Source organism: Nanhaiella sioensis (assembly GCF_046557775.1).
Lineage (GTDB): Bacteria > Bacillota > Bacilli > Bacillales > SM2101 > Nanhaiella > Nanhaiella sioensis.
Genome location: NZ_JBKAEG010000001.1, coordinates 1,649,574 through 1,675,673, shown reverse-complemented (window position 1 = coordinate 1,675,673; position 26,100 = coordinate 1,649,574). Strand labels below are relative to the sequence as shown.

24 protein-coding genes are annotated in these 26,100 nt (G+C 35.0%); 20 read left to right on the top strand and 4 right to left on the bottom strand.

Annotated features, from left to right (window positions below; translation table 11 throughout):
* Window positions 1–284 precede the first annotated feature (284 nt).
* The 5 genes from V1503_RS07730 (at window position 285) to V1503_RS07710 (ending at window position 4,500) form a co-directional block, all read left to right on the top strand.
* Window positions 285–500, top strand: coding sequence for a GerAB/ArcD/ProY family transporter (locus V1503_RS07730; RefSeq protein ID WP_410629407.1), 216 nt, complete (start codon window positions 285–287; stop codon window positions 498–500).
* Between the two features lie 102 nt (window positions 501–602).
* Entirely contained in the window at window positions 603–1,142 is a 540-nt protein-coding gene (locus V1503_RS07725; RefSeq protein ID WP_410626058.1) for a GNAT family N-acetyltransferase, read from the top strand.
* Window positions 1,143–1,567: 425 nt separating this feature from the next.
* The gene (locus tag V1503_RS07720) at window positions 1,568–1,837 is read left to right on the top strand and encodes a SemiSWEET transporter (RefSeq protein WP_410626056.1); all 270 of its coding nucleotides are present in this window, start codon (window positions 1,568–1,570) and stop codon (window positions 1,835–1,837) included.
* 103 nt (window positions 1,838–1,940) lie between these two features.
* Window positions 1,941–3,038: a threonine aldolase family protein gene (locus V1503_RS07715; protein WP_410626054.1), complete on the top strand. Its 1,098-nt coding sequence runs from the start codon at window positions 1,941–1,943 to the stop codon at window positions 3,036–3,038.
* Window positions 3,039–3,291: 253 nt separating this feature from the next.
* Window positions 3,292–4,500 (top strand): acyltransferase, encoded by a 1,209-nt coding sequence (locus V1503_RS07710; RefSeq protein WP_410626052.1) that lies wholly within the window; start codon window positions 3,292–3,294, stop codon window positions 4,498–4,500.
* A gap of 170 nt (window positions 4,501–4,670) precedes the next feature.
* Here V1503_RS07710 and V1503_RS25170 read toward each other — a convergent pair whose 3' ends face one another.
* Window positions 4,671–4,850 (bottom strand): ImmA/IrrE family metallo-endopeptidase, encoded by a 180-nt coding sequence (locus tag V1503_RS25170; RefSeq protein WP_496113362.1) that lies wholly within the window; start codon window positions 4,848–4,850, stop codon window positions 4,671–4,673.
* A gap of 664 nt (window positions 4,851–5,514) precedes the next feature.
* Here V1503_RS25170 and V1503_RS07705 point away from each other — a divergent pair.
* Both V1503_RS07705 and V1503_RS07700 read left to right on the top strand, forming a co-directional pair.
* Window positions 5,515–5,961 (top strand): MarR family winged helix-turn-helix transcriptional regulator, encoded by a 447-nt coding sequence (locus V1503_RS07705; RefSeq protein ID WP_214483996.1) that lies wholly within the window; start codon window positions 5,515–5,517, stop codon window positions 5,959–5,961.
* A gap of 24 nt (window positions 5,962–5,985) precedes the next feature.
* A complete protein-coding gene (locus V1503_RS07700; protein WP_410626050.1) occupies window positions 5,986–6,339 on the top strand; it encodes a DoxX family protein in 354 nt (117 codons plus the stop codon).
* Window positions 6,340–6,519: 180 nt separating this feature from the next.
* Here V1503_RS07700 and V1503_RS07695 read toward each other — a convergent pair whose 3' ends face one another.
* Window positions 6,520–8,301 (bottom strand): S9 family peptidase, encoded by a 1,782-nt coding sequence (locus tag V1503_RS07695; RefSeq protein WP_410629406.1) that lies wholly within the window; start codon window positions 8,299–8,301, stop codon window positions 6,520–6,522.
* A gap of 547 nt (window positions 8,302–8,848) precedes the next feature.
* Between V1503_RS07695 and V1503_RS07690 the strand changes: the two genes are divergently transcribed.
* The 6 genes from V1503_RS07690 to V1503_RS07665 all read left to right on the top strand — a co-directional run bounded on the left by V1503_RS07690 (window position 8,849) and on the right by V1503_RS07665 (window position 14,255).
* The gene (locus V1503_RS07690; RefSeq protein ID WP_410626048.1) at window positions 8,849–10,120 is read left to right on the top strand and encodes an MFS transporter; all 1,272 of its coding nucleotides are present in this window, start codon (window positions 8,849–8,851) and stop codon (window positions 10,118–10,120) included.
* On the top strand, window positions 10,074–10,697 hold the full coding sequence (locus tag V1503_RS07685) for a TetR/AcrR family transcriptional regulator (protein WP_410626046.1): 624 nt from the start codon (window positions 10,074–10,076) through the stop codon (window positions 10,695–10,697). Before V1503_RS07690 ends, V1503_RS07685 begins: the two co-directional genes overlap by 47 nt.
* 720 nt (window positions 10,698–11,417) lie before the next feature.
* Window positions 11,418–11,996 carry a histidine phosphatase family protein gene (locus V1503_RS07680; RefSeq protein ID WP_410626044.1) on the top strand — a complete coding sequence of 193 codons (579 nt, stop codon included), beginning with the start codon at window positions 11,418–11,420 and terminating at the stop codon, window positions 11,994–11,996.
* A gap of 137 nt (window positions 11,997–12,133) precedes the next feature.
* Complete coding sequence (locus V1503_RS07675; RefSeq protein ID WP_320258411.1) at window positions 12,134–12,862, top strand: SDR family NAD(P)-dependent oxidoreductase; 729 nt, start codon at window positions 12,134–12,136, stop codon at window positions 12,860–12,862.
* Entirely contained in the window at window positions 12,862–13,899 is a 1,038-nt protein-coding gene (locus tag V1503_RS07670) for an S-adenosylmethionine:tRNA ribosyltransferase-isomerase (protein WP_410626041.1), read from the top strand. Before V1503_RS07675 ends, V1503_RS07670 begins: the two co-directional genes overlap by 1 nt.
* Window positions 13,896–14,255, top strand: coding sequence for a VOC family protein (locus tag V1503_RS07665; protein WP_320258409.1), 360 nt, complete (start codon window positions 13,896–13,898; stop codon window positions 14,253–14,255). Before V1503_RS07670 ends, V1503_RS07665 begins: the two co-directional genes overlap by 4 nt.
* Before the next feature lie 156 nt (window positions 14,256–14,411).
* Here V1503_RS07665 and pepT read toward each other — a convergent pair whose 3' ends face one another.
* The gene (pepT, locus tag V1503_RS07660) at window positions 14,412–15,647 is read right to left on the bottom strand and encodes a peptidase T (RefSeq protein ID WP_410629405.1); all 1,236 of its coding nucleotides are present in this window, start codon (window positions 15,645–15,647) and stop codon (window positions 14,412–14,414) included.
* 511 nt (window positions 15,648–16,158) lie between these two features.
* Between pepT and V1503_RS07655 the strand changes: the two genes are divergently transcribed.
* The 5 genes from V1503_RS07655 (at window position 16,159) to V1503_RS07635 (ending at window position 21,516) form a co-directional block, all read left to right on the top strand.
* Window positions 16,159–17,352: an MFS transporter gene (locus V1503_RS07655; RefSeq protein ID WP_410626038.1), complete on the top strand. Its 1,194-nt coding sequence runs from the start codon at window positions 16,159–16,161 to the stop codon at window positions 17,350–17,352.
* Window positions 17,353–17,666: 314 nt separating this feature from the next.
* Complete coding sequence (locus V1503_RS07650) at window positions 17,667–18,482, top strand: ZIP family metal transporter (RefSeq protein WP_320208896.1); 816 nt, start codon at window positions 17,667–17,669, stop codon at window positions 18,480–18,482.
* Window positions 18,483–18,846: 364 nt separating this feature from the next.
* A complete protein-coding gene (locus tag V1503_RS07645; protein WP_410626036.1) occupies window positions 18,847–19,608 on the top strand; it encodes a threonine/serine exporter family protein in 762 nt (253 codons plus the stop codon).
* A 12-nt stretch (window positions 19,609–19,620) separates the two neighbouring features.
* Window positions 19,621–20,079, top strand: coding sequence for a threonine/serine exporter family protein (locus V1503_RS07640; RefSeq protein ID WP_410629404.1), 459 nt, complete (start codon window positions 19,621–19,623; stop codon window positions 20,077–20,079).
* 462 nt (window positions 20,080–20,541) lie between these two features.
* On the top strand, window positions 20,542–21,516 hold the full coding sequence (locus V1503_RS07635; protein ID WP_410629403.1) for an aldo/keto reductase: 975 nt from the start codon (window positions 20,542–20,544) through the stop codon (window positions 21,514–21,516).
* 208 nt (window positions 21,517–21,724) lie between these two features.
* On the opposite strand, the gene V1503_RS07630 is transcribed toward V1503_RS07635, so the two are convergent.
* Window positions 21,725–22,195 (bottom strand): GNAT family N-acetyltransferase, encoded by a 471-nt coding sequence (locus V1503_RS07630; RefSeq protein WP_410626034.1) that lies wholly within the window; start codon window positions 22,193–22,195, stop codon window positions 21,725–21,727.
* Between the two features lie 310 nt (window positions 22,196–22,505).
* Here V1503_RS07630 and V1503_RS07625 point away from each other — a divergent pair, with 310 nt between their 5' ends.
* Window positions 22,506–24,248, top strand: coding sequence for an ABC transporter ATP-binding protein (locus V1503_RS07625; protein ID WP_410626032.1), 1,743 nt, complete (start codon window positions 22,506–22,508; stop codon window positions 24,246–24,248).
* The gene (locus tag V1503_RS07620; RefSeq protein ID WP_410629402.1) at window positions 24,229–26,073 is read left to right on the top strand and encodes an ABC transporter ATP-binding protein; all 1,845 of its coding nucleotides are present in this window, start codon (window positions 24,229–24,231) and stop codon (window positions 26,071–26,073) included. Before V1503_RS07625 ends, V1503_RS07620 begins: the two co-directional genes overlap by 20 nt.
* Window positions 26,074–26,100: the final 27 nt, after the last annotated feature.

Here is a 26,100-nt window from a genome sequence, read left to right as displayed (position 1 = left end):
AACGTTGAAATTCAGTAATGGCTCTTTTCTAAACTTTGTTGCCACGGTTTCTAAAATACATGAAAAGATGTCCCAAAACTTGGCTTTATACGTGTTTATTTATTGTACAAAAAGTAACGCGAAAACAACCTTAGTAATAAATGTAGCACTCAACAAGCGCTCGGAAATTTTTCCGAGCGCTTTTCTTTTTTTAAGGCTCGTTTTGTTAACATTGTTGTACAAAAGAAAAGATGCCAAGGACTCTAGTTGTGTACGTGTTTACTTCCTAATCCGAAAAACAACACATTCCACATTTAAACAACCCATTACATGCTAAAAGAAGTATGGTTTTGGGGGCTGTTGTTGGTGGAGGGACATTGGTTGGTGTTCCACTTTTTTGTATTTTAATTATGGGAGTTGATAGCACTACACGTAATATTTATCCGACTTATGCTCTTGCTAAAAAATTACGATCGGTGAATTTTATTAATCGAATTGAAGTTGTGGTAGTTGGTGTTTAAGCGCTATAAAACATTGAACAGGTAGTGTAGACGTTGTATAAAAAGGAATTACCATTAAAACAACGAATTATTACATAAGTTCTTTTAGTGGAGGAGATCTAGGTGTTATTTCAAAACAACAAGTTAAAAGTTCGTCAACTAGAATTAAAAGATAATATATTATTAGCTAAATGGCTTTCTAACCCTATCGTTCTCAAATATTATGAAGGCAGAGATAACCCATTTAATGTTGAAAAAGTAAATATGGAGTTTTATAACAGACTGAACGGTGTAACAGGTTGTATCGTTGAGTATGAAGGAGTTGAGATTGGCTACATACAATTTTATGAATTAGATGATGCAACAAGAAAAGCTTACGATTATGTGAAAATTCCTGAACGTATTTACGGTATCGATCAGTTTATTGGAGAAGTAGAATATTGGAATAAAGGTATTGGTACGCTTCTCGTACGGTCTATGGTGAAGTTTTTATGTGAAAAAAAGCAAGCAGATAGAGTAGTAATGGATCCTCAAATGTGGAATGACAGAGCCATTCGCTGTTATGAAAAGTGTGGTTTTAACAAAGTGAAAATGTTACCTAAACATGAATTCCATGAAGGCGAGCATCGAGACTGCTGGCTAATTGAATATAAGCATGATTAATATTAGTTGGCTCTTTTCATTAACTGTAGTGCTATTTTTAGTAAAGGCTCATTTCATAGACTCTGTTGCTATTGTTATCGAATGAGTACCATAAAAAGTGGTTTTACATGTCAATCATCGTTGTACAGAAGAAAAGATGAATGCTAGAGTATGTGTGTTTATATCTAATGACGAAATACCACAATCAATGTGAAAACAGCCTATTATTAAGGGCTTTTTATGTGTTTTCAGTGTCGTTATAATGACGGAATTAAAAACAGCGAAGGGTAGTTAAATAAGATTGTCATCTTATAGATGGAAGTGAAGATGTTTCAAAATCTAAAGGTCGGGGTTTTTGTAGCATCTGGGAGAAAAAGAGTATAACATGTTAGACGAATAATATGGCAATAGAATTTAATAAATGCGATCGTAAACGGAGGAAGGACATGTCTATTACTTATCTAGGTATTTTAGCAGGTATATTAACGAGTTGTGCATTTATTCCACAGGCTATTAAAGTATTGGTAACAAATAGAACACAAGATATATCAATTTTAATGTACAGTTCTTTTACTTTGGGAGTGTTTATTTGGGCAATATATGGTTTCATCATAGGAGATTTAGCAATTATATTAACAAACATTGTCACGTTCATTCCAGCTGTACTCATTTTAGTACTTACGGTTAAGAATAACCGTAAGAAAACTAGTCATTAATTGTAAATAATAGTGCGGTTATTTTTTATCCCAAGATGATTTTGCTGAGTAGCAGCAAAGTTTACGAAAAAAGCCAAAAAAAATAAAGATGGGAGCAGTTGTAATGAGTGAAATGAATCCTTTACTGGAAGCTTATAACGAAACAGCATATCAAATAGCAGGTCATAGCAAAAGAGATATCCGAGTTTTAAAGGAATCTTTTAAAGATATTGCTGAAGGGCTTGAGAGTGATATTTATGGTAAGGGTAAAATAATTGAAAATTTCGAAGTGAAAATGGCAAAGTTTTTAGGGAAAGAATCAGCTGTGTTTTTTCCAAGTGGAACGATGGCACAGCAGATCGCATTAAGAATATGGTGTGATCATAAAGGGCTAAAGAAAATTGGTTATCATCCATTATGTCATTTAGAAATTCATGAAGAGGATGGGTTGAAAGAATTACACCATATTGAACCTGTGTTATTAGCGGATAAAGATAGACTCATTACTTTGGAGGATATTGTCAGTATTGATGAGGATGTGGCTTGCGTATTATTAGAGCTACCTCAACGTGAGATTGGGGGGCAATTGCCAGATTATACAACACTAAAATCTATTTCTCTATACTGTAGAGATAAGGGGATTAAGCTACATTTGGACGGAGCTAGATTATTTGAAATTCTTCCGTACTACGAGAAGACTGCAGCTGAAGTTTGTAGACTTTTTGATAGTGTTTATGTGTCTCTTTATAAAGGGATTGGTGGGATTGCTGGAGCGATTCTTGCTGGTGATAACAAATTTATTGATGATTCGAAAGTCTGGAAAAGACGTCATGGTGGTGACTTAATTAGCTTATATCCTTATATCATTAGTGCTGATTATTATTTTAATGAACGGATACATAGAATGGGAGAGTATTTTGATGCCACAAAGAAGCTTGCAGGAATGATTAATGAATGCGACTTTATATCAACTAGACCACTCAATCCGGTTTCTAATATGTTCCATGTGCATGTTGATGCGCCAAAAGATGTAATTATACCAATACTAGTCTCAATATATCGTGAGACGCAAGTGGGTTTAACGAGCTATGTAAAAGAGTCACTAAACAATACATGTTATTTCGAGGTAAGCATTGGAGATAGGTATAACAATATACCAGAAGAGAAGGTGGAAAAAGCATTTCGGATGCTTGATGAACAAAGTCAGACTGTACAAGGTTAGAATTAGTAATTGTCTAGTGAGGGAAGACTCACTAGTCATTTACTTAATGCAGGTTATTTAGTTGTGGCTGATGAACGCTTTCGGGATGATTACATCTATTGAATGCCGGAAAAAGTTAGGATGTAAACGCTTCATTCTACAATTGTTTTAAATATCCAATAAATTGTTAAGACTTATGAGCAAATCTATATATAAAAATAATAGGTAGGAGGTATATACTAGAAGCATAGATTTCTAGGAGTGAGTTATTAACATGTCTCAGATTATAAATCACCAACGAAAAGCTTCAGAAGTAAATATTATAAAAAGTTTAGCTTTCTTAGCTGTCGTTTTCCAAAGTTCTTTGATCTTTGCTGTAGATCAAGGAAATATTTCACCAGAAGAGACAGTGATGATTGGTATGTTATTTAACTTCGTAAAATTTTCTGCACCTGTCTTTATTTTCGTAACTGGATTTCACTTAATATATCATCATAAACAGCAAGTGAAGTATGCATCTTACATTACTCACAAGTGGTCTGAGTTAATAGTGCCATATTTATTTTGGTCGGCTATATATGTGATTTTCTTCACAAACTTTACTAGTACTTCAACTCTTACATTAAGTGAAATGATAAAATCGATATTTACAGGGTCAGCTGCTCCGCATTTATGGTATGTAGTGATGGTGTTTCAATTTCATCTAGTATTTCCGCTGCTCTTTGTGATATTTAAATGGCTGGATAAGAAATTCACATCTGCTAAGCACATTGCTTATACGGTTGGTTGCGTAGCAGTAAGTTATTTATTGCTTATGTGGTTGTCATCTCGATTTATATTTAATGGTAATTTGTTAACAGACGTGGCGTGGTTAAAGTATACAGACAGAAGTTTGTTATTCTATTCTTTTTATTTCTTCCTAGGTGGATTAGTTGCATTAAAACTGACCGCATGGAGAAAATTTGTTTCAAAATATGTAGCATTAAACACTTTTATTTTTTTAGGTTTATTTATTGTAGTAGGTTATGAATTAGTAGCATTTAATGGTGTTACACAAATAGATTTACAGGCATCAACATATTTAAAGCCATCTATGTTTTTGTATGTCGTTTCTGAAATTATTTTATTATATGGATTGTCTATGATCATTGTTCAAACGAGAACATTTTTATACAAATTGTTAGCATTTATAGGAAAGTTTACGTATGGTTCGTATTTAGCTCATTTGTTTTTCCTTCAAATAGTCGTTACATTTATTGAGAATAATCATATTACAGGCCATTATATTTCTTTAAGTATAGCAATTTTTATTATAACAACAGTTATGTCTATAGGATTTTCTTTTATCTTTAGTCACTTGCCATTTGCAACGTCAATTATAGGACCATTTGAAAAGGTGAATTGGAGTTTGCCTGCATTAATTGGTCAGCTATTACCGAAAGAAAAGCCTGTTTATAGTAAAAGCCTTAAAGGGAGAGACTAAGTGGAGAATGCTATTTATTTCATTTAATCGGGTTTTATCTAATCAATAAAAAAAAGGGGGGCTCACATAGAGCTACCCCCAACATTGATATATTTTCACTTTCTGATTTTTTTCTATATACATTTAAGACTAAAAGAATCGGATGCTATTTCCGTGTGTTGCAAAATTAGCTATCTACCCCTTCCTTTAATTCGAAATTCCAATGCAAACCATTCTGCAAAACGCTCTCTTTCTTCATAGTTCTTTTTCTTAAAATCATGTGATATATTTTCAACGTGGTGTCCTAGTTCATGGAACAATACATCTTTTAAAGTGGCATTTTTCGAATTAATTGTTGCTTTTCCTAACACGAGATAAAGACGAATTTAACAAACGTTCGTGGCATCATTTCTTCGCTAAAGACAAAAAAATTATATCAAACAACCTCAGTTTCTCAAATGTAAGTGAAAAAAACAAAGTTTAAAGGTTAGTAAATTTTTGTTCACTCCAAGCACCATTTCTTAATCTGTTAGAAAACGCTCGAATTTTACGCATAAAAAATTCCCTATATTATCATAATCATTTATAAGGGTCTTTTATCTAGGCAGTTTTCGCATTGATTGTTGCTTTTCGTTCAAAGGTATAGTCACATATACACCCAGCGTTCGTGGCATCATTTCTACTTATACAATTATTGAGCTCTCATAAAACTCATCATACTGTCGAATCTTAGTGAAAATAACAACAAAGTTTACCAAAAGAGCCTTTATTTAAAATATAATTTTAAGTAATTTAAGGATATGTTTTCATGTTGTTAAATTAATGTTAACAGACAGTAAAATTTTTAGCTCAAGTTTTGTTGACAAATATTTATCCTAATGTTAGGATAAAAATATCCTGAAGTTAGGATAAATAATTATAGGATAACTTATACATGATTTAACTCGTTATAAAGAGAAAGCAATAAAGGAGTCACATATTCACGTTGTTCTTGTGTTGATTAATTTATCCCAATGATAAAAGGAGATGAAAATCATGTTTCAAGGAGATGATCAAAGTGAGCTTGATCTAAGGTTGTTTCGCGTTTGGATGAAATCCTTTAATACTGTCTTCAAAAACATTAGCTTAGATATAGACAGTTACGGAATTAGTCATGAACAATTTATGATTCTTGAGCTTCTGTATAGTAAAGGTCCACATCCTGTTCAAAAGATTAGCGAAACTTTTTCTATTCCAAGTGGGAGTATCACATATGTTGTAGATAAGCTTGAAAAGAAAGACATGGTCAAAAGAGAACCAATTCCTTCAGATAGAAGAGCGTTCAATGTTACGCTAACAGAAAAAGGAAAGGAATTATTTGATACGATATTTCCGAAACACGTTGAAACAATTTCTCAAAATCTATCGTTTGTTACGAACGATGAGAAACAACAGTTAATTGAATTATTAAAGAAAATTGGTTTCGGTGCACAAAAATTATAAAAAACAAAGGGAGAGTGTAAATATATGAAATGGGTTACTCGTATTATTCAAGGATTACTTGCAGTTGCATTTATTTTATCTGGTGTAATGAAATTTGTAGGTGGTACAGAACAACTTGAAATGATGGCAGGGGGATTCGGATATGCTGTTGGGTTTATGTACTTTATAGCCGCTTGTGAAATCTTAGGAGGGATTGGACTAATTGTTGGATACTGGAAAGCAACAATTGCATTACTTGCTTCAACAGGATTAGTCATTCTTATGGGAGGGGCTGTATTTTCACACTTAAATGCGGGCCAAGGTATGGGCGCAGCAATGCCTTCTTTAGTTCTCTTTATTTTAGGATTAGTTGTACTTATCGGTAAGGTGAAAAAATAAATACAATAGAAAACACACGACATAATTAACATGTCGTGTGTTTGTTTAACTAAGGCTACTGTCATTCGAATTTGTGCACTATTTTTTTCACTAATGACTTAAACATATAATATATATCGTTGACTCATACGAAAAGAGCTAAAGAATAGCAACAAGGCTAGTTTAATTAATACTTACAGATTACAAATATTTATTAAAAAACTCGCATATTGCTCTGTACACTTTTACCTCATTTTCTTTTTTGGAAAAACCATGCCCCTCGTCTTCTAAAACGAGGTATTCAACTTCACGACCTTTTTCTTTTAAAACAGCGACAATTTTATCAGATTCCTCCTTGACTACTCGTGGGTCGTTCGCTCCTTGAATGACCAACATCGGCTTAGACATATTTTCTAAATAAGTGATCGGTGAAAACTCGATTAGCTTTTCTTTATCTTTTTCTGGGTGCCCAACCCACTGGGTCAACATTGGTTTCCAATGCTCTGGTACTGACTCAACGAAGGAGAATAGATCACTAGGTCCACAAATATCGACAACCGCTTTAAAGTATTGTGGATGTCTACCGTGAAGTAATAGGGACATGTAACCACCGTAGCTTCCGCCCATAAGAAGTACTTTGTCACGGGCAGCGAGCCCATTTTTAAATAAAAATTCTAGACCTTCAATGTTATCGAGTCTTGGTCCATGTCCCCAGTCACCTTCAACCATTTTTGTAAATGCTAAACCGTATCCGGTAGATCCACGGAAATTAGGTGCGAAAATACTATATCCCTCATTTAAAAGGTACTGAAATACGTCGTTAAATTCTTTACGCTCAGCATGCTGAGGACCTCCATGTGGCCATAATATAACGTGACCGTTACTAGTCACAGGATTTGCTTTAAAGTAAAGCGCTTCTATGTCAAGGCCATCAAATGATTGATAAGATAAGACAGCTGGATCAATAAGCTCGTCTTCATGTACACCCATAACACGGTTATTTGTAAGTTGTTCCCAACGATGTTTATTAGCGTGTTTTCTAAACATATTTGAAGGTTTTGTAGCTGATGTACCAACGAGGTATACATTTCCTTGGGCAGTCACTTCTAGCTTGTTGATATTTCCAATTGGACATTCAAGTTCTGTCAGTTTTGCTGTAATAATATCATAAGAGTATAGATGATCCTCTACACCTCTCTCACTAACAAAATATAAAAGGTGATGTTTTTCATCAAACTTAATCATTTTAAAGCCCTCACTTGGAAGTGAAACGACTTTACTAAATTCTTTTTCAGCTAAGTCAAATTTCGCAATATATGAAAAATCTGCTCCAAAGTTAGTAATGAAATAGATGTCTGAGTCTGAGGCATAAACACCATTTGTTACTGTGTGCTGCTCATCTAATTCTGGAGTTAGGGGAATCACTTCATTATCTACTTTTACATAAGCTAGCATATGTGTAGTAGAGAAATACTTTATAAAAAGAAAACTATCTTCACTTGGGCTAATATCATATAAATATGTAGCTCCACCGTCTCCATCTATGATTATTTCTTCTTCCTTTGTGTCTATGTGATAGCAATAGCTTTTCAGAAAGGTTGGATCCTCCTTATTAGAAGTGTAATATAAGCGTTTTCCATCATCTGATAAGATAGGAACTACATGTTGGAATCCTTCAGCAATTCTAATAGGCTGCAGCTGTCCCCCCTCTGGTGGTATCATATATAGCTGTGAATTTTCATCACCATCACGGTCAAAAGCTGTAATGATAAATCTTCCTGCCTTGTCGTAGCAAAGCCCTTGACAACTCTGATCATTAAATGTGAGTGGATACGGAAATTGACTTGGTAAATCCATTCCCCATAAATTATAGTTCCCACTAATATTTGTACTGAAAACGAGCTGTCTTTCATCATTACTTACGACAAAATCTTGAATTGTGTAGGCACGTAAAAATTGCTCTACATCCGGTTTTTTATACATTTCCACTCAAAATTCCCCCTTTAATTGAATGAGAAGCTGTTCAATAAATTATGAAAAAAACTGCTGTTCTATGATGAACAATGGGCGCTTTATAGTTGATTATTGTTTATCATAGGCTGTTTTCGCATTGGGTTGATATTGTAGGCACTTATTCAATTAGTTTTCTTGGTGCCAAGGCTTTTTCATAAACGATGCAAGTTGCATATGACTTAACGTGTTGTTCTTTTTTATTTGCATAACAACAAAGCATAAATAGTATAAAAATCTATGTTTAAACAAAATAGCAAGAAATACATGGTTCCCAAGGAATTTGACATTTTTCTTTATTGAATACGCACTAATATTCTATTACCGATAAATGATAAGTATTCTATGCTGTAAGTTGGATTTTCTTTACGTCTCGCGTCGGATTGAGAGTGAAATGTTCCTAAAAAATCAATAAGTTAGAAAAATTTTGTAAAAACCTCTTGAATAACGACATTGATGTCGTTATAATAATAAAAAACGACATCAATGTCTATTATGGGGAAGCAGGGGGAAAATTTAAATGAAAAGTTTAATGAAAAATAAGGGTTATGTAACATTAATGGTCGCTCAGGCTATATCAAGTATTGGGGATTGGTTAAGTATTGTCGCTATCATAACTCTCGTTGGTTTGAAGTGGAATGCTACACCGATGGAAGTATCCCTCATCTTTTTGTGCTTGGCTGTTCCAATGGCGCTGTTAGGTCCAGTAGCAGGAGTTGTGGCAGATAGGCTTAATAGAAAGACGTTAATGATAGTATCCGATGTTGTACGTGCAGGACTCATCCTTATATTGACGATTGCTGATGCTATATGGATGGTATATATTTGTTTGTTTATAATTGGTGTGTTTTCGGCGGTGTTTGTTCCTGCGAAAAACGGTAAGTTAAAAGAACTAGTAGCTCAAGATGATATGAAGGGTGCGATGTCAATTACATCTATGATTGATTCAACTACGAAGGTAATCGGGCCATTATTAAGTGGATTATTAGTTGCAGCGGTTGGTGCAAAACTAGTATTTTATATCGATTCAGCAACTTTCATCGTGTCAGCTCTAATCATTTTGTTTTTACCAAATGCGGTAAATTCGTTACAAGATGAAAATAATGAAGAAGAACACGTTAAATCGTCATTTAAAGCTGATTTTGTTTTGGGGATGTCGTTTATTAAATCTAATAGATTTATGCTTGTAGGAATGTTCTTTTTAGGTTTTAGTCTATTGATATTACAGTTATCTGATTCTCAAATTATTGTGTTAATTAGAGAGTTAACGACAGCATCTCCTGATTTGTTTGGGTATGTAGTTGCAGCAGCTGGCGTAGGGACGTTTTTTTCCGGATTACTATTAGCGAAAAAAACTGAATATAATGCTTTTCCGTTAATGCTAATAGGCGTTTGTGGAATCGGTCTTAGTTTTGGTATGATGTCCGTATTAACTTATGTTGATTTAGACTATTCGATTATATGGGGTATTGTACTTGGATTTTTTGCAGGGTTTGCAGCGGGTGTTGTTTTTGTACCATTTTATGCAACTGCACAGGTTGAAACACCTGGTCATATGACAGGAAGGGTATTTGGGGTCATTAATAGTGTTACAACAACAGCAACGATTATTGGACCGCTACTAGGTGGATGGCTTGCAACGTCAATAGGAGTTATTCCAACGTTTATGATTACTGCCTCACTCTTGATTATCGTATCATTCATAGGGTTTTTCGCAAAAAACAGCATAGAGAGGGGAAAGGATAATGTGTCCGAAAGTAAGCCAGGAGCATCTACAGAAGCGACGAACTAAAATTATAAAGGCAGCAGTACAAGTGTTTATAAAACATGGGTACGAAAGAGCTACGATGAAGCACGTGATGGAGGAAGCTGAAGTAAGTAGGGGTGGATTGTATCAATATTTCTCAAATAAAGAAGATTTATATGAAACAATTTTAAAGGAAGCCTTAGCAAAAGGAGTTTCAAAAAACAAAGAACTGTTGGAAGGTAGCGTAGATTCATACTGGGAGTTACTATTACTGAGCATGCATGGTAAAGCAAAAGAGCCTAGTGATGAAGTGGATGAGTTTGTTCCAAGTAATTTAGAGTTTTTTATCACAGGTAGAAATGATGAGCGCCGAAGAAAATATGGCAGAGATCGGTATTATAATGTTTTTGAAATATATGACTCTGTCATTAAAGCGGGACAAAATAGTGGAGAATTTAGTAATAAGTATAATAGTGAAATTATCGCAAGATCGATTGTCGCTTTTAATGATGGCTTAGCACTCCATTCGATTTTACCTAAGGAAGATATTAAGAAGAAGGAACAGTCTATTATGTTTATTGAATATTTAAAAATGGCGTTGGGAGTAGATAAGCCTAAGTAAGGATTTCTTATCCTGCCATTCCTTCAATGAACTGTTTATTTCGATGATAAATGTTCTGAAAGCAAAGAGAACAAAGAGGAGCAATTTGTTACAAATAGTGAATATAAATCGTGGATAGAGTTGTTTTTATTGGTATCTAAGGTCTATGACATGTGAGTCTAATTTTAAAGTTAGGCTCTAGTATTTATTTAATGCTGCTCTCGCATAGGTTCTTATTTTTCATACTAAAAACGTATACAACTAGATTACGTGGCAACTTTTCTTCTGTAAAACAGTGGTTGTTGTATAAAGAGACATCTTTATCTCCAAGTTTTCGAACGATAGCAATAAAGTTTCCGAAAAAAGAGCCTTTTTTAAACAAACGTTTGTTTAATGTGTCATTACAGCTTGCTAATTCTGGTTCGTATACCCTCGTACTAATTAACATTCCTAGCATTCTGTCTTCAGAACATGCTCTTTTAGTAAACTTTATTGTTTTGTAACTAATAATAGATAGTAGATAGTGTGCTATCCGAACGCCATCTAACGTAGCATAGTTACCATGTACATTAGATGTATACTCTTTAATATTTCTAGGACGAAGTATAACAATATATGAGCAAACAGCAACAATACGTAATAGGATAAAGCGTGATGTAGCTGACCTATGTTAACAAGTAGAAAAAGAACTATGGTAACTTATATAGATTAATAGAATAGTAGATAAGAGAGGGTTTTTACATGATAACAATAGGGCTTATAAGGCATGGAGTTACTGAATGGAATGATTTAAACAAAGCTCAAGGTGTATCAGATATCCTTTTAAATGAAGAAGGCAGGAAACAAGCTTTAGCTGTCGCGAATCGCTTATTTAAGGAAGAGAATTGGGACGTACTTATTACAAGTGACCTACAAAGAGCAATAGAAACGGGACAAATTATTGGTGAGAAATTAAACTTACCTATTGCTTTTGTCGATGAAAGAATACGTGAAATAAACTGCGGGAAAATTGAAGGTACAACTGAAGAGGAAAGAGTAGAAAGATGGGGTAGAAAATGGTTTGAGATGGACCTTGGCATGGAAACATTTGATGATGTTGCAAAGAGAGGTTCCGAGTTTATAGAAGAAATAGTACATAAGTATCAACATAAAAGAGTGCTATTAATAAGCCATGGCGCTTTAATTGGTCTCACTTTGAAGCACTTACTTCCTGATAAATTTCAGAAAGTATATTTACATAATACGTCAGTTACCATATTAAATAATATAGAAGGTAAGTGGGATTGTAACCTTTATAATTGTACGAAACATCTTAGCTAGTTTAACTCTTTTTTCAACCTTTTGGAGTAGAGCTTCTAAATCTAATTATTGATGAAAAATATATACCTTTCTCCGACGTTAACAACGTCGCTTTTTTTTATGATTAAAGTAACACTAGACAAAGGAGAGAGGGACAGATGAAGAATAAAGTTGTGATGATAACTGGAGCGTCTAAAGGGTTAGGTAAGGCATTAGCGATAGCTTTTGCAAAGGAAGGTGCAAATTTAGCCATTTGTGCAAGGGGTAAGATAGCCTTACAGGAAGTGGAGCAAGAGTTACTTTCATATGGTGTAAAGGTGTTAGCAATGAAGGCTGATGCATCTGAGCCTAGAGATGTGGAAAGGTTTGTGGCAATAACGGAAGATACTTTTGGTCATATTGATGTGCTAATTAATAACGCTTCAATGCTAGGTCCAAGTCCAATGCCATATTTACTTGATTATCCTGAAGAGGATTTTCAGCAAGTTTTAAAAGTTAATACAGTTGGTCCGTTTCTTGTAACTCGACGCGTCATTAGTAGTATGCTTCAACGAAATAAAGGGTCAATTATTAATGTTACTTCTGAAGCTGGTCATGTTGGTTATGCTGGATGGGGTGCTTATGGTATTTCAAAATTTGCATTAGAAGGATTAACAGAAACGTGGGCAGATGAGGTTGCTGAAACAGGAGTACGAGTAAATATGGTTGACCCGGGAGAGATGGACACTGAAATGCATGATCTTGCTGTTCCAGATTGCGATTATCCTCTTGCAAATCCAAACGATTTAACAGATGTTTTTCTCTATTTAGCTTCTGATAAAGCTAGTAAGGTTAATGGACAAAGGTTAAATGCACAAACATACCTTGAAGACAAGGAGGGTTTATGATGCAGACTGCTTTGAACTTTGAACTACCTGATCAACTCAATGCATCATCCCCTCCAGAAAGGCGAGGGCTTCGAAGGGATTTTGTGAGAATGATGGTACTGAATCGTACGAATGGAGCAGTAAATCATTCAACATTTTTTCACTTAGACAAATTTTTAGCAGCAGGAAATGTACTCGTTTTAAATATTAGTCGAACAGTCCCTGCCATTTTATATGGTGAGCAACTTCGAGGTCATAATGAAGTAAATAAACGGGTAGAAATACGTTTAGCACATCGACTAACAGAGAGTAGTTGGGAAGCATTAGTTGTGAATGATGATGTTATGGCCGGTGATCGCTTGATGATTTCACCTACATTATGCGCTACCGTGAAGGAGAGAGCAGACAGAGAGCCTTTCTTTTTACTACAGTTCTCGTTAAAAGGTTCAGAGCTTTATGAGCAAATTTATTCCCTAGGTGAGCCCATTCGATACGAATATATAACAGAGCCGTGGGGCCTAGATTATTATCAAACTGTCTATGCAGCACAGCCAGGATCTGTTGAAATGCCATCTGCAGGGCGTGCATTTAGTTGGGAGCTTTTATTAAAACTACAGCGAAAGGGAATTAAACTAGCATTTATTCAGCTTCATACAGGATTAAGTTATTTATTGGATGATAAATATCATCAACAACCATCTGAAAATAATGAATCATATGATGTACCTCCAGAAACAGTTAAGATAATTAGAGAAGCAAAACGAAATGGTAATAGAGTAATAGCTGTCGGTACGACTGTTGTAAGAGCATTGGAAACTGTTGCAAACGAAGGGGAGATATTATCATCACAAACTGGGTGGACGAATTTATATATAACAAAAAATTATCCTTTACAAATTGTCGATGGCTTAATTACTGGGTTTCATGAACCTGAAGCTAGTCACCTACAATTATTATCAGCATTTATTAATGAGGGTTACTTAATGGAGGCATATCAGCAAGCCATTGAAGAAGGCTATTTATGGCATGAATTCGGTGATATGAATATGATCTTATGAGCTTAATCAAAGGCTTTCACCATATTGCGCTTGAGGTTCAGCATGTCAACAAGTCCATTCAGTTTTATCGAAAACTGGGCTTTGAAATTGAAAAGACAATCATTGTTGAAGATGAGCCAATCACGTTTCTAATATTTGATCAGTTCCGTCTTGAATTGTATGAAAATGAACGGGCATCTTCTAGTGACGATATTCATTTTGCGTTTGAAGTTGAAAGCATACACAATATTATTGCTTGGCTAAATGAGAATGAAATCAAGATTGTAGAAGGTCCATTGGAATTGGATAATGGATGGCAAACGGTCTTTGTAAGTGGCTTGGACGGTGAATTAATTGAATTTATACAGTGCGAGTAAAATAATGGGATTGGTAGTCAGCCTATAAAAAGGCATACTTGCTTTTCTGCTATGTAAGGAGGATACCCATATTCACGAGATAGTGATTTTAAAAAAACTAGCTTCTACTTTGTAATTATACGAAGTAGAAGCTTTTTTGCTCGCTTAATAATGCATTTATTTAGCTTTTTCTTCAAATGATTTGGCTATTTCTACAATTACATTTGTTGCTTTAAGCATATTTTCCACCGAGATAAACTCATATTTACCGTGGAAGTTTTCACCACCTGTAAAGATATTAGGTGTAGGCAGTCCCATGTATGAGAGTTGCGAACCATCCGTACCACCACGAATTGGTTCTATAATTGGTTTAATTTCAAGCTTTTCCATTGCTTTATGTGCAATGTCAATGATTTCTTTAACGGGTTCAATTTTTTCTCTCATGTTGTAATATTGATCATTCATTTCTAAAACAATATTGTCATTTCCATATTCAGCTTTGAGTTCATCAGTAATCTTTTGAATCATAGCTTTTCTAGCATTAAATTTTTCTCTATCAAAGTCACGGATAATATAATTTAATACAGTGTGCTCAACGTCTCCTTCAATGGAAATGAGATGGTAAAACCCTTCGTATCCATCTGTGTATTCTGGTGCTTCCTCTTTTGGAAGGCGTCGATTAAACTCCATTGCAATCTTAGCTGAATTGACCATTTTTGCTTTGGCAGAGCCTGGATGTATATTGTTTCCTTTTACTTTAACTTTTGCTCCTGCTGCATTAAAGCTTTCGTATTGAAGTTCTCCTAGTGGCCCTCCGTCAATCGTATAAGCATATGTAGCATTAAATGCATCAACATTAAACTTATGAGGTCCTCTACCAATTTCTTCATCAGGTGTAAATGCTACTCGAATTTTACCATGTTTGATTTCTGGGTGCTTAATTAAATAAGCCATTGCGGTCATAATTTCTGCAATACCAGCCTTGTTATCAGCTCCCAGTAAAGTCGTACCATCTGTTGTAATGAGTGTATGTCCTTTGTAGTCAGCTAGATAAGGAAAGTCCTTTGGAGAAAGTGTGATATGTAATTTTTCATTTAAAACAATATCGTTTCCATCATAGCTTTCAACAAGCTGTGGATTTACACCTGTACCAGTAAAGTCAGTGGCAGTATCAACATGTGCTAAAAAGCCAATCGTTGGGACTTCTTTATCAGTATTGGATGGGAGAGTAGCCATAACATAACCATTTTCATCAATTGAAACTTCCTCCATGCCAATTTCCTTTAGTTCGTCTACTAACATATTAGCAAGTGTCAGCTGACCAGGAGTTGAAGGACATGTTTGACTCTCTTCATTGGACTGAGTATCCACTTTTACATAAGAAGTAAATCGTTCGATCATTTCATTCTTCAACATTAACTATCATCCCCTTTTTATGTATATTTTCATCTTACCATAATGACGATTACAAGCACTAATAAGGATTCTTTAACGGGTGTTTTCTTCAAAACAGTAGGCTTATTTTCGTAGAGTTTGTTGAGATTGTAATTAATTTTTGGTTTGAAAATTTATGTTTACAATAACTTGCTGACTTTAGGATGGTTGGTTTTCTATAAAAATAAAAGTCGCTTAAGGAACAACTAAACTATACGATAGCTTATCCTTGAAAACATTAGATGACAACATCTATAACTTCTTCTATATGTAACTATTACACATCACCGGATTAACGCAATTGAGGTAAGACCGCAAATTTGATTTAATTGTTTATAAGTGTTAGAGTTTTATTATTGTTTAGGTGTAAGATGAATATTTCGATAAAAAATTGCTCTCGTTCTTGGGTTTGTTGCGACAACAATCTTGATAAAGGGAGTATCTTTTTTTGGTTATAAATCGTTATAAGTTTTGGGGGAGGGATGAAGTGATGAAAGCTAAAGAGCCTTTATGGACTAAATCGTATATTATGCTTATGTTAGGTAACTTATTTGTTTTCATGTCGTTTCAAATGTTGATTCCAACGTTACCTCCATATATTAAGTCAATAGGTGCGTCAGGATTAGAAATTGGCTTAGTTACAGCGTTGTTTTCAATAGGTGCTGTATTGAGTCGTCCGTTTATTGGGTATATGCTTGAATATAAGGAAAGAAAGTCACTTGTGCTAATAGGTGTCATCTCTTTATTAATAGTTACTTTACTATATCCAGTATCTCAATTAGTTGTCCTTTTTTTGGTTTTTAGGTTTTTACACGGGCTTGCTTGGGGATGGTCTACAACGGTCAATGGAACGGTAGCTTCAGATATTGTACCTAGTTCTCGATTAGGGGAAGGGTTAGGATATTTTGGCCTTTCTATTACGCTTGGAATGATTATCGCTCCAAGTCTAGGAATTTATTTATTTCAAGTTACATCATTTTCTAACCTAATATATATTTCTGCAATACTAGGACTTATCTCTATTTGTTTATTATTTCTCATTCGTTACCAAACTCCAGATACAGTTAAAGCAACAAAAAAAGAAGACTTAAAGTTTTCTTATTTGGGTTCATTAGTTGAAAAATCAAGCTGGTATCCAGCTTTTATAACTATCATCGCAACATTTGGCTACGGTTCTGTTGTAACATTTATCGTCATATTTGGAGAAGAACGTGGTATAGATCAAATTTTTCTATTTTATTTGTTTAATGCGATAATGGCGACTATTTCTCGACCAATTGCTGGAAAATGGTTTGATAAAAATGGTCCAATGGGAATTGTGTTAAGCTGTCTTACGTTAACCTTTATTGGGTTATGGGTACTATCAATGGCTTACTCTAATTTATTTATTATTATTTCAGGTATCTTATTTGGAATTGGTTTTGGATCATTAATTCCAACATTACAATCGTGGACGTTATCTAAAACACCTCCTAACCGTCGAGGTGTAGCGAATGGAATGCTGTTTTCAGCTATTGACCTTGGTATTGGTTTAGGTGGATTAGTATTTGGTATATTAGCAACGTTTTTTGATATAGCTACATTGTTCCAGTTATCCAGTATCTTTCTAGTAATAGCGATAATAGCTACATTATTTGAAGGTCGAAAAAATAAAATTGCTCAGCAGCATTCAGTATCATCTTAGGGGCAATAATTTTAAAGGAATATTAAAAGAAACTTCTCATTTATATTGGGAAGTTTCTTTTTGCATTAAGTACTTTTCATAATAAGAGCTGAGCATGAATGTAAATATTCGTCGGTGCATCTTTTCGTCTCTAATGACTATTAACATTTAGTTGCTCAAATGTAAGTGAAAAAAAGACAAAGCTTAAGAAAATAGCCTTTGAATGTTCTACATTTTAAAATAGATAGTGAAGGGTGTATAATTTAAGTTAAGAATAATTGTCTATTTTTAGTGATTTGAGTCGAATTTTTTATGGGTTGAAAGGACTGATTATCATGTTTTTGGATTGGTTTAGTTCATTAAATCCAACGGTACAAGCGTTATTAGGTGGCATGCTTACATGGGGGTTAACTGCGCTAGGAGCAGCGACAGTTTTCTTTTTTAGAAAAATTGATAAGCATATTTTAAATATGATGTTAGGTTTTGCAGCCGGTGTAATGATTGCTGCGTCTTTTTGGTCGCTATTAGCTCCATCGATTGAATTTAGTGAACAGAATGGTCAAATTCCTTGGTTAGCACCAGCCATTGGTTTTTTACTAGGTGGATTGTTTATACGGCTACTAGACTTTATCGTACCACATTTGCATTTAGGTGAGAAAAAAGAAAAAGCAGAAGGACCCGAAACGAAGTTTCAGAAATCTACACTGTTATTTTTAGCTATAATGTTACATAACATCCCTGAAGGTCTTGCGATAGGTGTAGCTTTTGGTGCTGCTTCGTTGGGGATTGGTGAAGCATCTTTAATTGGTGCGATTGGTCTTGCAATAGGAATTGGTATTCAAAATATGCCGGAAGGAGCTGCTCTTTCAGTTCCATTAAGAGGGGAAGGGATGTCTAGGGCACGAGCATTTCATTACGGACAGCTCTCAGCAATTGTTGAGCCGATTGCAGCTGTCATTGGTGCAGCAGCTGTTTTACTCGTTCAGCCTATTCTTCCATATGCGTTAGCTTTTGCAGCAGGTGCGATGATTTTTGTTGTCGTTGAAGAACTTATTCCAGAATCTCAATCATCTGGCAGCACAGATTTGGCTACACTTGGACTAATGGGTGGCTTTGTTGTCATGATGATTTTGGACGTAGCGTTAGGGTAACAGAGGTGAGAAGCAGATCCCGATAGGGTCTGCTTGTTTTGTTTTTAACAATTAATTTTAGTATGATGTTGATTTTATGTATGTTTTTCATTTAAACTTGAAAAACAAATGATGATACTTACGTGTAAACAGTATTATTATGTATAAATTTTTAATATTAACGATACAAGATACGATATTTAGTTCGGGCACGTTCCACTCGGGGGGACTTCACCAATTCCAGCGCCTGCAGGTGTAATGCAATTATAGGGCATTACTGGGGAGAGGCAGGATGGCAACATACCACCGTTGTCATCAGAGGACCAGGTCTCGTATTTAGGTGGAATTGAAGGTGCTTACGCTTCTTTTATTGGAGAGAATGGAAATGAATAATCAAATAAATGAGACGTATGACATTATGGAAGTATGTCTACTTGCAGGAAAAATAATGTTACAAAGTGGTGCTGAAACTTATCGGGTTGAAGATACGATGACGCGTATCGCAAGAGCTTTTGATGTGAAGGAATCACATAGCTTTGTTACTCCAACTGTCATCATTTTATCAATTGAAGGGGTAGATCCGACTAAGACTAAGCTAGTTAGAATTTCTGAAAGAACGACAGATTTGCATAAAGTTACTTTAGTTAATAGTATTTCAAGGCAAATTAGCAGTGGTGAATTAACTATTGAGCAGGCATATCAATCATTAAGAGAAATAGAACAGTCCAATGTAGCTTTCCCATTTTTTGTGCAAATTTTAGCTGCAGCTTTTACCAGCGGTTGCTTTTTAATTATGTTTGACGGAGAGTGGCGAGATTTCATACCAGCATTTATTGCTGGTGGTGTGGGCTTGTTTTTTGTGATTTATTTACATAGGCTAGTCCCTATAAAGTTTTTTGCTGAGTTCACATCTTCAGTCATTATTGGTTTGTTAGCTTTATTGTTTGTGCAAATTGAGCTTGGGTATGAACTTGATAAAATTATTATAGGTTCAGTTATGCCATTAGTTCCTGGTTTGCTCTTAACGAATGCTGTAAGAGATTTAATGGCTGGTCACCTCATGTCAGGCTTAGCAAAAAGTGCAGAAGCCTTATTAACTGCATTTGCAATTGGTTCGGGGATAGCAGTGGTGTTTATGATCTTTTAGAAAGGGGCTGTAATAATGATTATAGAACAACTTGTAACAAGTTTTGTTGCAGCAGCAGCCTTTGGCATTATGTTTAATGTTCCAAGAAAATCGTTGATTAAGTGTGGCTTTGTTGGGATGTTAGGATGGATCATTTATGTCTTGTTAACGGATAATGATATCGATTCAGTATTTTCAACAGTTGTAGCATCGTTTGTAGTTGCTGTAATGAGTCAGATTTTTTCCAGAATGTATAAAACACCAATTATTGTTTTTATCGTATCTGGAATTATCCCTTTAGTACCAGGTGGGTTAGCCTATGATGCAATGAGGAATTTTGTTCAAAATGATTATAATACTGCAATAAATTTAGCAGCTAAGGCATTTATGATTTCAGGTGCTATTGCCATTGGCCTTGTGTTTTCGGAAGTAATCAATCAAGTAATTAGAAAATCAAAACTTACATTAAATAGATCAGGCTACTCAAAATAGTAGCTATGTAATAAATATAAAATGTCACTCGAATTGGTTGTTACTTGTCGTTCTAAGATATAAGCAAGTATACACCAAGCATTTATGGCATCTACATTTACCATTAATGAGATCCCACATATAACTTTCATGATTTAAAATAGCAACAGAATTTTAAAAAAGAGACAAAAAAACAGACAGGTTGGTTCTGTTTTTTTTTGTATATGAATATATCATTAGTACTAGCGAATCTGTAATTGGCTAAAAAGAGAAAACGTCGAAACTTTGATAGTAAAAATGCAATCTTGGTAATACAGCTTCATTGAACAAGGATAAATCCCACGTATTATCAATCAGTGTTTTTATAATTTCATAAGAGAATGCTGATTGACAAGGGTTGATAGTATACACGACCATATCTAAATGATATGATAATAAGCAAATATATCCAGTATTGGGGTGGTGAATATAGTGGAAAGTACAATGATTCCGCTTCGTAAATTAGGTAAATCGGACCTGGAGATTTCTGCACTGGGACTTGGTACGTGGCAATTTAGTAAAGGGAATGGCATGGTAGGCCGTTTTTGGCCAGTGCTAGAAAAAGAAGAGATTCAAGAAATCGTAAAAATTAGTTTAGAGGGCGGTATTAATTGGTTTGACACTGCAGAGGTGTATGGGAAAGGGAAGTCAGAGGAAGGGCTTGCTGATGCATTGAATGGTCTTGGGGACAAGGCGAATGATGCATTGATTGCTACAAAATGGTGGCCTGCTATGCGTACTGCAAAATCAATTACAAAAACAATTGATGAGAGGCTGAAGGCGTTAAAAGGAAGAAAGATAGATTTATATATGGTTCATCAACCATTTTCTTTTTCCAGTGTTAAGGCTGAAATGGATGAAATGGCTGAGTTGCTGAAAAGTGGGAAAATCCGTCATGCGGGTGTAAGTAATTTTAATGAGGAGAAAATGCGGGAAGCACATAAAGTATTGGATCAACATGGTTTTCCACTCGTTTCTAATCAAGTGAAATATAGCTTATTAGACAGGAGAATTGAGAAGAACGGTATATTAGATGCTGCTAAGGAACTCGGTATCACACTTATTGCGTATTCTCCTTTAGAGCAAGGGTTACTCACAGGGAAATTTCATAAAAATCCAGATTTAATTAAAAATATGTCGGGGCCACGTAAACACTTTTCTTCTTTCAAAACATCTACACTTGAAAGAACGAAACCACTGATTGATTTACTTGACAACTTGGCTGATGAATACAATGTTTCACCAAGTCAAGTTGCTTTAAATTGGCTCATCCACTTTCATGGGGAAACAATCGTTGCCATTCCTGGTGCAACAAAAAACCATCATGCACAAGAAAATATTGGCGCACTAACATTTAAATTGTCACAAAACCATCTTGATGAATTAGATATGGTGTCTAGAGATGTTTCTGTGAAATGATTGAAATACATATATAAAGTAGCCAATTTTAGAATTCAACGAGTTGCAATCAAGTTTCAACCTCGTTGAATTCTAATTATATAAAGCTTTGTTCCAGCTTGTTTGATTTTTAAATAGATTTCTAATGTGCGGAAGTATGAATGGCTTCCAATAGCTAAGTGTTTAGCTACTCCAAAAATAAAACACCTTTCCTTATCCCTTCAATCTATCAAACTACCCGTTTATAATAAACTAGTGTTAAGTTATCGTTTATTTTTTTGTGTAAACCTATCTTTGTATAGCCCATTTTTTCATATAAGTAACAATTACGCTTTTCCTCTAGGACCGTTAATAATTCCCAGCTCTTTGCTTGAGGGTACATTTGCTCAATTAATTGTAATGTTTTTTGAGCTAGCCCATTTCCCTGATAAGATGGGAGAATAAACATAGGGCTAATCCAAAATCGTGTTTCTTCTTTCGAATATATACATATCCCACCAATTAGTGTTTGGTTGACAATGATTTTATAGAATTTTCTGTTAGGGTCGATAATTCTTGTAATTACTCGATCAATTTTTTCATTTGCAGGGTTTGTTTCATAATCTTTATACTTCTGTAATAATGGTGTAAATGCAGCTACTTGTATATCAAAAATAGCTTGTGCATCAGCTTTTGTTGCTATAACTAATTTGGGTTCCATCATCTTCACTCCAGTATATTGACGATTAGCTTTACAATTATAAGAGAAGCTAATCGTATGGATAATATTTATTTTAACGGCTACTTCCACAGCTACATTGTAGAAAGTTCATTGCCTTGTGCCTCTTAATGACTGGTGACCACTCATTATTTACCAATAGTAACATAGAACAAAAGGAATCTTAACAGCTCCCTTGTTATCTACATTATTTCAATTCGAGTTCTAATCCAAAATAATTTAAAAATTAAGATAGAAAAGGTATGATAGAACTTAATATAAAATCGGATTAGTAATGTATGGAGGATTATTTATGCCAAGAGTGCTATCATTTCTTAAACCGTACCGTCTCCCAGTTGTTATTGCACTGTTGCTTATGCTTATTGAATTAATAGTAGAGCTGTGGCAACCGTTGTTAATGGCGAAAATTATTGATGATGGAATTCAACAACAGGATATGACCGTCGTGTTGAAGTGGGGCGGTTTAATGATTGGGTTATCGTTTATCGCTTTTATATCAGGAATTATTAATACGTTCTACGCTGCGCATGTAGGTCAGAGCTTCGGCTACGATGTGAGGCAGGAATTGTTTAAAAAAGTTCAATCTTTTTCATTTGCTAACTTTAATAAGTTTCCGACATCATCACTCGTTACCCGTACGACGAATGATGTAACACAAGTGCAAAATACAGTGTTTATGAGCTTGCGAATTATGCTACGTGCACCGTTATTAATTATCGGTGGAACGATTATGGCAATCGTAGTGAATGTGAAGCTAGCTCTTATTTTTTTAGCAAGTGTGCCAGTATTGTTAATCTTTCTTCTTTGGGTTATGAGAAGAGGGTGGCACTTATTTCAGTCTGTGCAGAAAAAGCTAGACACTGTAAATAGAGTAATGAGGGAAAATTTAGCTGGCATGAGATTGATTAAAGCGTATGTACGAAAGGATTACGAGTCAAATCGATTCTCAACTGCTAGCGCTGAGTTAAGAGGCGAGACAACATCAGTGTTTAGGTTGCTAGAAATAACTGTGCCAATCTTACTTTTAGTTATGAATATTAGTGTAATTGCTGTTCTTTGGTATGGGAATACAGGTGTAATTGCAGGAGATGTAGCAGTCGGGGAAGTTGTTGCAATTGTTAACTATGCGACTCGAATTACAGCTGCTCTATCGGTATTCTCGTTTATCATTATGGCTTTCTCACGTGCCAGTGCATCTGCTGAACGTATTACAGAAGTGCTTCAAACAGATATTGATGTAATAAATTCATCTGATACGAATTCGTCATTGCAGATCAGGGCAGGAAAGGTAGCTTTTCGCAATGTTTCGTTTCAATATCCAGAAAAGCAAGAACCGGTTATACAGAATATATCCTTTGAAGTAAACCCTGGAGAAACAGTCGCCATTTTAGGGGCAACTGGCTCAGGTAAAACATCTATTGTTCAACTTATTCCTCGTCTTTACGATGTGAGTAAGGGCAGTATTTTTATAGATGATCACGATATAAAAACGATGAGGCTTGAACATCTCCGCAGAAGCATAGGATTCGTTCCTCAAGAAGTATTATTATTCACAGGTTCAATTAAAGAAAATATACGCTGGGGAAAAGAAGATGCTTCTATGGAAGAAATCATTGAAGCCGCTAAACACGCTCAAATTCATGAAACGATATGGGAGCTTCCGAATAAGTATGAAACAGAGCTAGGTCAAAAAGGAATAAACTTATCAGGTGGCCAAAAACAACGGATTTCGATTGCAAGAGCACTTGTGAGGAAACCGAAAATGCTGTTATTAGACGATAGTACGAGTGCACTGGATGTACATACTGAGTCAAAATTATTAAGAGCGTTAAAAACGTATGCTTGCACTACATTTGTTATTACTCAAAAAATTAGTACTGCTAAACAAGCAGATAAGATCTTACTAATAGATGAACAGGGTAATATACAAGAGGGGGATCATAAGTATTTATTAACTTATTCAGATCTTTATAACAGAATTGTTCATTCACAGCTTGGAAAGGAGGCACTTTATGATGCTCAAGCAACTAACTAAGCCTTTCCAATATAAAAGAATTGTTGAACACGATGACAAAGTAACTCAAGTTCAATCATCTAAAAAGAAGCCACAACAGTGGTTAACAACATTAAAAAGGATTTGGATGTACTTATCTTATAAAAAGAGCTTGCTCTCGTTAGTATTATTTATGGTTGTTGTAAGCTCAAGCCTTGCAATTATAGGGCCATTTTTAGTAGGGGTAGCGATTGATGATTATATTAATACGTCAAATACTGAAGGTTTTATAAAGCTATTAATCGGCTTAGCGGTTATATATGTACTACGCTCTTTAGCACTATTATTACAAAACTATTGGATGATTGGTATCGCGCAACAAACAGTTTATAGGATGAGAAATCAGCTTTTTGAACATCTCCATAAGCTTCCAATCCCATATTTTGATAAACGTCAGCATGGTGAGCTTATGAGTAGGGTAACGAATGACATTGAAAATGTGAGCTCAACGTTAAATAGTTCAGTTATTCAAATTTCATCGAGTATACTTACGTTAATCGGAACTGTTTCAGTTATGCTATGGCTGAGTCCATTGCTTACGTTGATCACGATGACAATTATCCCTTTGTTAATTTTTGGGATGAAGTGGATTACAAAGAGAACGAGAAGAGTGTTTAAAGAGCAGCAACGAAACCTAGGAGATTTAAACGGATACATTGAAGAAATCATATCTGGCCAAAGAATCGTTAAGTCTTTTTCTCAAGAAGAACGAGTCATCTCTGAATTTATGGTTAAAAACGAGAGATTAAAAGGGACAGCGTTTTGGTCACAAACTTATTCAGGCTTTATTCCTAAAGTAATGAATGTCCTAAATAATCTAAGCTTCGCCTTGATCGCAGGAATCGGTGGTTTATTTGCATTAAATGGTATGATTTCTATCGGTACAATTGTTATTTTTACGGAGTATTCAAGACAATTTACACGCCCCTTAAATGATTTAGCAAACCAATTTAATACACTATTATCAGCTGTTGCGGGTGCAGAGAGAGTGTTTGAGGTATTAGACGAAGATGAAGAAGAAGTCAAAGGAACTAATTTGACTCACCTTCAGGCTATTCAGGGTAAAGTGGATTTTTGTAATGTTTCTTTTTCGTATGAAGAAGCTGAAAGCACGATAACTGATGTCAGCTTTACTGTCACTCCTGGTGAAACAGTTGCCCTTGTCGGTCCTACAGGTGCTGGAAAATCAACAATTATTAATTTACTATCGAGATTTTATGATGTGGATAAGGGCAAGATTTTAATTGATGATCGAGATGTAACGACTGTAAATAGAGCGAGCTTGCGAAGTAATATGGGCTTTGTATTACAGGATCCATTCTTATTTGAAGGAACAATAAGAGAAAATATTCGTTATGGAAGGCTAACTGCAACTGATGAAGAAGTTGAACAGGCTGCAGCTTTAGCAAATGCTCATTCGTTTATTCAACGATTACCACAACAATATGAGACAGTATTAACACAGGACGGTTCTGGAATAAGTCAAGGGCAAAAACAGTTATTATCTATTGCACGAGCGATTCTAGCAGATCCATCTATCCTCATTTTAGATGAAGCGACAAGTAGCATCGATACGATTACAGAAATTAAAATACAAGAAGCACTACAGCGATTAATGAACGGTAGAACAAGCTTTATTATTGCTCATCGACTGAACACAATTCGTAAGGCTGATCAAATTTTGGTATTAAATAATGGTCGTATCCTAGAAAAAGGAACACATGAAACACTACTAGAGAAAAAAGGGTTTTATAAAAAATTGGCAGGAATTTCTGTTAATTTGTCGAATGCGACAATGGGGGAATAATATGTAATTTTTATGCGTTAAACAAGG